This window comes from Oleiagrimonas sp., from assembly GCF_027858935.1.
Lineage (GTDB): Bacteria > Pseudomonadota > Gammaproteobacteria > Xanthomonadales > Rhodanobacteraceae > Oleiagrimonas.
Genome location: NZ_JAQIBU010000174.1, coordinates 1 through 8,432, shown reverse-complemented (window position 1 = coordinate 8,432; position 8,432 = coordinate 1). Strand labels below are relative to the sequence as shown.

General features: G+C 66.0%; 8 protein-coding genes. 3 read left to right on the top strand and 5 right to left on the bottom strand.

From position 1 onward, the window contains the following. Positions 1 to 8 precede the first annotated feature (8 nt). Positions 9 to 638 carry a glutathione S-transferase gene (locus tag PF446_RS06355; protein WP_298070399.1) on the bottom strand — a complete coding sequence of 210 codons (630 nt, stop codon included), beginning with the start codon at positions 636 to 638 and terminating at the stop codon, positions 9 to 11. Between the two features lie 282 nt (positions 639 to 920). Next, positions 921 to 2,807 (bottom strand): ATP-binding cassette domain-containing protein, encoded by a 1,887-nt coding sequence (locus PF446_RS06350; RefSeq protein ID WP_298070398.1) that lies wholly within the window; start codon positions 2,805 to 2,807, stop codon positions 921 to 923. A gap of 80 nt (positions 2,808 to 2,887) precedes the next feature. On the opposite strand from PF446_RS06350, the gene PF446_RS06345 reads away from it, so the two are divergent. The 3 genes from PF446_RS06345 to PF446_RS06335 all read left to right on the top strand — a co-directional run bounded on the left by PF446_RS06345 (position 2,888) and on the right by PF446_RS06335 (position 5,671). Further along, entirely contained in the window at positions 2,888 to 3,487 is a 600-nt protein-coding gene (locus tag PF446_RS06345; RefSeq protein ID WP_298070397.1) for a class I SAM-dependent methyltransferase, read from the top strand. A gap of 101 nt (positions 3,488 to 3,588) precedes the next feature. Then, complete coding sequence (locus tag PF446_RS06340) at positions 3,589 to 4,725, top strand: oxidoreductase (RefSeq protein WP_298070396.1); 1,137 nt, start codon at positions 3,589 to 3,591, stop codon at positions 4,723 to 4,725. 73 nt (positions 4,726 to 4,798) lie between these two features. Further along, a complete protein-coding gene (locus tag PF446_RS06335) occupies positions 4,799 to 5,671 on the top strand; it encodes an alpha/beta hydrolase (protein ID WP_298070395.1) in 873 nt (290 codons plus the stop codon). Positions 5,672 to 5,791: 120 nt separating this feature from the next. Here the strand turns inward: PF446_RS06335 and PF446_RS06330 are convergent, their stop codons facing one another. From PF446_RS06330 to PF446_RS06320, 3 genes are all read right to left on the bottom strand, one after another. Next, complete coding sequence (locus PF446_RS06330) at positions 5,792 to 6,724, bottom strand: SPFH domain-containing protein (RefSeq protein WP_298070394.1); 933 nt, start codon at positions 6,722 to 6,724, stop codon at positions 5,792 to 5,794. 35 nt (positions 6,725 to 6,759) lie between these two features. Continuing rightward, a complete protein-coding gene (locus PF446_RS06325; protein ID WP_298070393.1) occupies positions 6,760 to 7,209 on the bottom strand; it encodes an NfeD family protein in 450 nt (149 codons plus the stop codon). Positions 7,210 to 7,640: 431 nt separating this feature from the next. Then, positions 7,641 to 8,432 (bottom strand): aldo/keto reductase (locus PF446_RS06320; RefSeq protein WP_298070392.1); only part of this gene is annotated, 792 nt, incomplete at its 5' end.

Below are 8,432 nucleotides of genomic sequence, written 5' to 3'. Positions count from 1 at the left end.
GTCGTTGCTTACGCCCATTCGCTAAGTTGTTCGATCCGGTACAGTTCCTTCCACGACGGGCGTGCCTTGATGCGTCGTGCCAGTTCGGCAAGATGCGGTGAGTCCGTGGCCGGCCGCGGCATGTTGCGTGCCCAGCGCATCAACATGGTCACATACAGGTCGACCACGCTGAAGGTCTTGCCCAGCATGTAAGGGCCATGTTCTGCCAGATGGGCATCCAGTCGCTTCCATGCACCCTCGATTTTGATGCGTGCGGCGGCACGGATGCCTTCAAGCGCCTCCGGCACATGTTCGTCGGGATAGAACCATTCACGGAAAGCCGGCTGCAGGGTGTTGGCTAGGTACAACATCCATTGCAGGTAATCGGCCCGCGCCGCACTGCCGAAGGCCGGCGCAAGCCGGGCCTCGGGATGGCGTTCGGTCAACAGCATGGCCATGGCGGCCGCTTCCGAGTGGGGCTCGCCATCGACCACCAGCGTGGGCACCACGCCGCCCGGGTTGAGCGCCAGATAGGCCGGAGTACGCTGCTCGCCGGCCGACAGGTCCACCGGCATCAGGCTGCACGGCACGTCAGCCTCCAGCAAGACCAGATGCACCAGCATGGCGGCGGTACCGGGCGCGTAATACAGGGTGTACATGCAGACTCCAGTGCAGGAAAACTGTATGGATGATACGCGCTAGACGAGGGCGCGACCCACGCTTGCGGCGCTTCGGGCCGCCCTGCTGCCGTTGCAACGCTATCTGGGACAAGCGGGATGAGCGAATCTGATCCACCCGGCACCACGACTGGGGCGATACGATTGCGGCGGTTTTCGGGCTGGGATGCGCATGGATGTGCGGCATGACCGCGCGGCTTGCGAACGGCCGGACCGGGGCCTTGTGCGACGACGTCGCTTGCAGGGCACAATACGTCCGGAGAATCAAGCTTCCAGTTCGGCCCAGCGCGCGTAGGCGGTTTCCAGTTCCGCCTGCAGTGCGGCAAGCTTCTCGTTGGCCGCCACGATGGCGTCGCTGTCCTGCTGGAAGAAGTCCGGGGCGTTCATGGCCACGGTGCGGGCGGCGATGTCGGTTTCCAGTTTTTCGATGCGCGCCGGCAGCTGGTCCAGTTCACGCTGGTCCTTGTAGTTGCGCTTGCGGCGTTCGGGCGGCGCCGGGACCGGGGAAGGGGCTGCGGCCGGCGGCGGCTTGCCGGCGCTTGCCGGCGTTGCGGCGGGTCCGCCCCAGGTCTGGGTGTCGCGGCGTTGGCGCAGCCAGTCCTGATAGCCGCCGATGTATTCGCCGATGCGGCCCTCGCCCTCCAGCACCAGGGTACTGGTGACCACGTTGTCGAGGAACTCGCGATCATGCGAGACCAGCAGCAACGTGCCGCTGTAGTCGGCCAGCAGGTCTTCCAGCAGTTCCAGGGTTTCCACGTCCAGGTCGTTGGTCGGTTCGTCCATCACCAGCAGGTTGGAGGGTTTGGCGAACAGCTTGGCCAGCAGCAGCCGGTTGCGCTCACCGCCGGACAGGCGCGTGATCGGTGCGCGGGCACGGTCGGGGGCGAACAGGAAGTCCTGCAGGTAGCCCATGATGTGCGTGCGCTTGCCGTTGAGCTCGATGAATTCGCGGCCCTCGGCCACGTTGTCGGCGGCATTCAGGCGGTCGTCCAGCGCCGCACGGTGCTGGTCGAAATAGGCGACTTCCAGGCCCTGGCCCACCTTCACGCTGCCGCTGTCGGGCGGCGTCTGTCCCAGCAACAGGCGGATCAGGGTGGTCTTGCCGGCGCCGTTGGGGCCGATGATGCCGATGCGGTCGCCGCGCATCACGGTGGTGGAAAAGTCCTTCACCAGCACGCGCTCGCCGTAGTTGAAGCCGATCTCCCTGGCCTCCAGCACCTTGCGGCCGGAAGCCTGCGCATCGGCCAGCTGCATCTTCGCGGTACCGGTCTTCTCGCGCCGCTCGGCACGTTCGTTGCGCAGCGCCTTCAGCGCGCGCACCCGACCCTCGTTGCGGGTGCGGCGGGCCTTGATGCCCTGGCGGATCCAGGCTTCTTCCTGCGCCAGTTTCTTGTCGAAGGCGGCATGCGCCTGGGCCTCGGCGTGGGCGCGCTCCTCGCGTCGGCGCAGGTAATTGTCATAGTCGCCGGGCCAGTCGGTCAGGCGTCCGCGGTCGATCTCCACGATGCGCGTGGCCAGTTCACGCAGGAAGCGGCGGTCATGGGTGACGAACACGATGCTGCCGCCGAAACCGCGCAGGAATTCCTGCAGCCAGTCGATCGCCTCGATGTCCAGATGGTTGGTCGGCTCGTCCAGCAGCAGCACGTCAGGGGCGCACACCAGCGCCTGCGCCAGCAGCACTCGGCGCTTCATGCCGCCGGACAGGGCGACAAACCCGGCGTCGCCGTCCAGGCCCAGACGCGACAGGGTCTGGGTGACGCGGGTGTCCAGATCCCAGCCGTGGCCGGCCTCGATGCGCTCCTGTGCGTGCGCCATGGCCTGCATGTCACCCTCATGTGCGGCGTGGTGGAATGCGGCCAGATGTGCGCCGAGATCGCCCAGGCCCGCGGCCACCACGTCGAACACGCTGCCGTGGTCCTGCTGCGGCACTTCCTGGGTCAGGCGCGCCACGCGCAGTCCGCCCTGGCGACGGATCTCGCCGTCGTCGGGCGTGATCGCACCATCGAGCAGCCGCAGCAACGTGGACTTGCCGGCGCCGTTGCGCCCGACGATGCACACGCGCTCGTTCGTTTCCAGGGTGAAATCGATGCTGTCCAGCAGCAGCGGGCCGCCGACGCTGTAGTCGACCGTGAGGAGTTGGATCAGGGACATCCGCCCATTGTAGCGGGCTACGGGTGCGCGCGGCACGGGGGTAGAATGATGGATTGACGTGTGATCTGGAGAACCAACCCATGCCTACCTGGGACGAACGCTACGCTGGCGAAAGCTTCCTGTTCGGTACCGAACCCAATGTCTTCCTTACCCGGCACAAGGAGCGACTGCCAACGCATGGCACGGCACTGGCCGTCGCCGATGGCGAAGGCCGCAACGGCGTGTGGCTGGCCGAGCAGGGCCTGGACGTGCTGGCCGTGGACGGTTCCGAGGTGGCCCTGGCGAAGAGCCGCAAGCTGGCCGCCAAACGCGGCGTGGCCATGCACTACGAGCATGCCGACCTGTCCGCATGGGATTTCGGTCAGCAACGCTTCGACGTGATCGCGGCGATCTTCATCCAGTTTGCCGAACCGGATTTCCGCGCCCGCCTGTTCGCCTCGATGGTCGCCGCGCTCAAGCCCGCGGGTCTGCTGTTGCTGGAGGGGTACCGTCCCGAGCAACTGGCCTACGGCACCGGGGGCCCGCCCCAGGCCGAGAACATGTATACCGAGCCGATGCTTCGCGAAGCCTTCGCCGATCTCACGATCGAGCATCTCGCAAGTTACGACGAGGAACTGCACGAAGGTCGTCATGAAGGCATGTCCGCACTGATCGATCTGGTGGCGCGCAAGCCGGAATGAGTCATGCATGAAGCTGATCGTCGCCGCCAGCGGCCGTATCCTCCATGCGCGCCGGTCGTGATCGTGCCCGGCACTGCGCGACCGTCTTCGTGGAGAATTTGTTGAACGCCAAGCCCGCAGCCACGCCCATCCGCGCCGGACTGATCGGTTACGGTTACGCCGGCCGGACCTTCCATGCGCCGTTGATCATGGCCGATTCCGGCCTGCGGCTCAGCGTGGTTTGCTCCCGTGACGCCGCGCGTGTGCATGCGGATCTTCCCGACGTGGAAGTCGAGGCCGATCCCGAGCGCATGGCCCGGCATCCCGAGGTCGATCTTGTGGTGATTGCGGCGCCGAATGCCGTGCACGCATCCCTCGCGGATGCGGCCCTGCGTGCGGGCAAGCATGTGGTGGTGGACAAGCCGTTCGTGCTGGATCTGACTGAGGCGCGTGCGCTGCTGCGTGCGGCGAAAGCATCCGGAACGGTGCTTTCGGTATTCCAGAATCGCCGCTGGGACAGCGATTTCCAGGCGGTGCATGAAGCGATCGCTTGCGGGCGTATCGGTCGGGTCGTGCACTTTGAGTCCCACATCGACCGCTTCCGCCCGCAGGTTCGCGAGCGCTGGCGCGAACAGCCGGTGCCCGGCGCGGGTCTTGCCTACGACCTCGGGCCACACCTGATCGACCAGGCGCTGCTGCTGTTCGGCCTGCCCGACTCCGTGAATGCGCGCCAGGCCATCCAGCGCAACGGCGGCAGCGTCGACGACTGGATGCACCTGATGCTGGATTACGGGCCCCTGCAGGTGATCCTGCACGCGGGCATGCTGGCGGCCGGTGGCTTGGTGCGCTTCACCGTGCACGGCACGCGGGGCAGCCTGGTCAAGAAAGGCGCGGACGTGCAGGAGAGCCAGTTGCGCGCAGGAATGGCGCCCGGCGCCTCCGGTTGGGGCCAGGATCCGGACCCGTTACAGCAGTTCAATGGCGATGCGGACGTTGCACCGGTGGAGCGAGCGGCTCCCGTTGGCGACTACCGCAAGTATTACGCCGGACTATGCGAGGCGATCAAGGGGCATGCTGCCAACCCGGTCGAGCCGATCCAGGCGCTGGCCGTGATGGCCGTGCTGGAAGCTGCGCGCACATCCAGCAGGACGCGCTCGGACGAGCCGCTGGCGCTGACTGCCGATGAAGCCGAGGCCGCACGCCGCGCTTTTCCGGGCCAGGCCGTGCAGGGTGGCCGGATGGGGGCGGGATCGTGCTGATTGCGCGCGTGTTGGTCACGAAGGTCCAGCTCGGGCATGATCGGCGTGTGCAGATTTCACGGGTCTCCTGCCGATGAACGCCACAGCGCCGGTTGCCGGTTCGCACCAGCGTCCTGCTGCAACGGACACACGCCAGATGGACGACGGGGAGGTTCTGTTCCTTCGCCACTGGCCGGTCGACAATGCCCGACGCGGCGTGCTGCTGGTACACGGCCTGGGCGAGCATAGTGGTCGCTACGCGGAGGTTGCGTCCTGGTTCAATCGGCGCGGCCTGGATGTGTGCGCCTATGACCAGCGCGGACATGGCCGCTCGACCGGCGCGCGCGGTGCTCTGCATCGGGCGGACGACCTGCTGACCGATCTGACGGCCATCTTCGCCGATTACGCCAAGCGTTTTGATCGCCCACCTTTACTGGTCGGGCACAGCATGGGCGGGCTGGTGGTCGCACGCGCGGTGCTGGATGGGCGCGTGGTGCCGAATGGGCTGGTGATGTCTTCGCCGGCCCTGCGCAGTCTTGAATCAGGTTTCATAAAGCGCCTGGTGCGGGTGTTCACGTTCACCGTGCCCAGGCTTCCGCTTACCCGCAGCCAGCACCTGCAGTGGCTCTCGCACGATCCGGCCGTCGCCGCACGGGTCGAGGTGGATTCACTGTGCAGCCGCCGTATCACGCCGCGCCTGGCCGACTTTATTTTCCGCGCCGGGGCGTCGTGCATTGCCGATGCGTCGCGTCTTGCAGTGCCGACCCTGTTGATGGCGGCAGGTACGGACCATCTGGTCGATCCCGACGGCAGTCGTGATTTCGCCGCAGCCGCACAGGACACCGAACGGGTCACCTATCGGGCATTCCCCTCGTGCTTCCACGAGCTGTTCAACGAAGCCGAGCCGAAGCGGAGCGAGGTCATGCACGCCCTCGCCACTTGGCTGGACACCTTGCCTCACGGATAATCCATCGCCGCATCCGGGACGGATCGCAACAAGGCTCCTGCATGCATGGCGTATGAACAGGACACGGGTCGCCTGTCCCCGGAGGCGCTTTGCTTACCCGGGCTGCGCGATGTGAAGCCTTCAGGTTGCGGGCTTGGGCTTGATGCCGTCGACGATCCTGAACGCGGTACCGACGACCTTGGACAGGTCGCCCATGTCCGACGGCACGATCATCACGTTGGATTCCTTGGCGATGCCGCCCCATTGCGCGATGAAGTCCTGCGCCACCTGCATCTTCATGGCGTCCTGCGCGCCGGATTGCTGCAATCCGGCGCCCACAGTGGCCAGCGCGCGGGCAGTGGCTTCGGCCACGGTGGTTACGGCCTGGGCGTCGCCTTCGGCCTGCAGGATCTTGGCGCGCTTGGCGCCTTCGGCGCGATTGATCTGCTGCTGGCGCTCGCCTTCGGAGACGTTCACGGCCTGCTGTTTCTCGCCCTCGGACTTGGCGATCAGCGCGCGTTTCTGGCGCTCGGCGGTGATCTGCAGTTCCATCGCGCGGATCACTTCGGCCGGCGGATTGATGTCGCGGATCTCGTAGCGCAGCACCTTCACGCCCCAGTTGACCGCGGCGTTGTCCAGCTCGCTGACGATGGAGACGTTGAGTTCGGTGCGCGAGGACAGCACTTCATCGAGCTGCTTCTTGCCCACGTCCGAACGCATGATGGTCTGCGCCAGCTGCTCGACCGAGGACATCGGGTCGGAGGTCCCGTACGCGGCGGCCTTGGGGTCGGTGATCTGCAGGTACAACACGCCGTCGATGGAAATCTGCGTATTGTCCTTGGTGATGCACACCTGCTTTTGCACGTCCATCGGCGTTTCGCGCAGATCGAATTTGTAGGCGACCTTGTCCACGATCGGGATCAGCAGGTTCAGACCCGGCTCCAGCGTGCGGCTGTAGCGGCCCAGCCGCTCGACCACCCATGCGTGCTGCTGCGGCACAATGCGCAGGCCGCGGCTGATCAGGGTGAAGGCGATGACCACCAGGACGATGGCAACGATGAGACTGGTTTGCATGGTGCTCTCCTTGCAAAAACGATGGACGGCGGGAATCAGTCGGATGCTGCAGGCGTTCCGATCACGAGGGTGCTGCCCTCGCGGGTGATGATGGAAAAGGTCTGCCCCGGCTGCGGGATGGTTTCGTTCCGGTGCATCAGACGTGCATTCCAGTCCGTGCCCCGGTAGTACACGCGCAGGGCACCGTCGACGCCGGCCTCGATCACGGTGACCGGGCGGCCCACGTCGTCCTGGCTGACCTCGTCCGAGGCGCGGTTTTTCATGCGCCCGCGCACCCAGTGCGCCAGTGGCATGCCGAGCAGGATCACGATGCCGATCACGACCAGGGTCGCGGTGAGTCCACCGCCGTAGAACGCCACGACCGCACCCACGAAACAGGCCAGCGCGATGGCGATCAGGTAGATGGTGAGCGTGTGCATCTCGGACACGGCAATGATGGCGCCGACCACCAGCAGGATGGTGCCGAGAATATCCTGTGCGTGCATGTGCTTCCCCCGCAGTCGGCATCCGCAGCCCGATGTCGCGGCCCCGCGCCGTGAGCATGTCCCCAGTTCATGGAGTTTACCCGAACCACTTCACGGCGGCGGCAGGTTATCGAATTGTGTTGCTCGGAGGTCGGCACGGGCTGGAGGGGCCGTGGATTCTCCGCGCTGTGAAAGGCGATCAAAACCAGCGCTGCTTCAGCGCCCGTGATCCGTCCGCGGCATCCCGCCCAGCCAAGGTATCGAGCTGTGCCGGAATGGAGGGTTAGTGAGTTCCACGCGTCCCGGGCATGCGCAGCCCGAATAAGCGAAGCGCCTGCGGGAAGCGGCAGAGAAGACGTTGGATCTTGTCTGCCCGGCAAGCGTTGCAACCCGACCATGGTCCGACTGCAGCAGGGAGTGCCTGGGGCACGCCATACCTTGCAAGGGTGCGTTCAAGGGACCGCATGGCCTTTCGCGGCGGTCCAGATCGCGTACCAGTCCTCGGCATCAAGCGTGACGTCCAGTGCTGCCATTGCCTCGCGCAGGCCCTCGATGCGTCCGGTGCCGGTGATCGGATGCGGGCGCGAGGGCAGGCGCAGGATCCAGGCATAGGCCAAGGTCGCCAGCGATACGCCGTAGCGTTCGGCCATCGGCTGCATCACGTCGCGCACGCGCATGGCCTGTTCGTCCTCGCCGGTAAACAGGCGACCGCCGCCAAGCGGCGACCAGATCATCGGTCGCAGCCCCAGCATCTGGACCTGCTCCAGCGTGCCGTCGTCCAGCGCCCCCGGGGCCAGCGGCGAGAGCTCGACCTGGTTCGTGGCCAGCGGGAAGTGTGCATGCAGCAGCTCGAACTGAACGCGGCTGTGGTTGGACACGCCCCAGCGCGCGACCTTGCCCTCGTTCGTGAGCGCGGTGAAGGTGTCGGCCAGTGCCGCCGCGTCCATGAGGTAATCCGGGCGATGGACCAGCACCATGTCCAGTCGTTCAGTGTGCAGATTGCGCAACGACTGCTCCACCCGGCCCCGCACATAGGCCGCCGAAGTGTCGTAGTGCTTGACTGTCACCCCTTGGTCCTGCGAGGCCAGCCTGATTCCGCACTTGGTCACCAGTTTGATGCGCTCGCGCAGACCGGGTGCAGCGGCCAGTGCCTCGCCGAACAGCGACTCCACCCCATGGTCGCCGTAGATGTCGGCGTGGTCGAAGCTGTCGATGCCCAGCTCCAGCGCCTGCTCGATCCAGCG

Bases quoted from the DNA above. Each gene is read 5' to 3' on its own strand.
- PF446_RS06355 (WP_298070399.1), bottom strand. From the start codon at position 638: ATGTACACCCTGTATTACGCGCCCGGTACCGCCGCCATGCTGGTGCAT.
- PF446_RS06350 (WP_298070398.1), bottom strand. From the start codon at position 2,807: ATGTCCCTGATCCAACTCCTCACGGTCGACTACAGCGTCGGCGGCCCG.
- PF446_RS06345 (WP_298070397.1), top strand. From the start codon at position 2,888: ATGCCTACCTGGGACGAACGCTACGCTGGCGAAAGCTTCCTGTTCGGT.
- PF446_RS06335 (WP_298070395.1), top strand. From the start codon at position 4,799: ATGAACGCCACAGCGCCGGTTGCCGGTTCGCACCAGCGTCCTGCTGCA.
- PF446_RS06330 (WP_298070394.1), bottom strand. From the start codon at position 6,724: ATGCAAACCAGTCTCATCGTTGCCATCGTCCTGGTGGTCATCGCCTTC.
- PF446_RS06325 (WP_298070393.1), bottom strand. From the start codon at position 7,209: ATGCACGCACAGGATATTCTCGGCACCATCCTGCTGGTGGTCGGCGCC.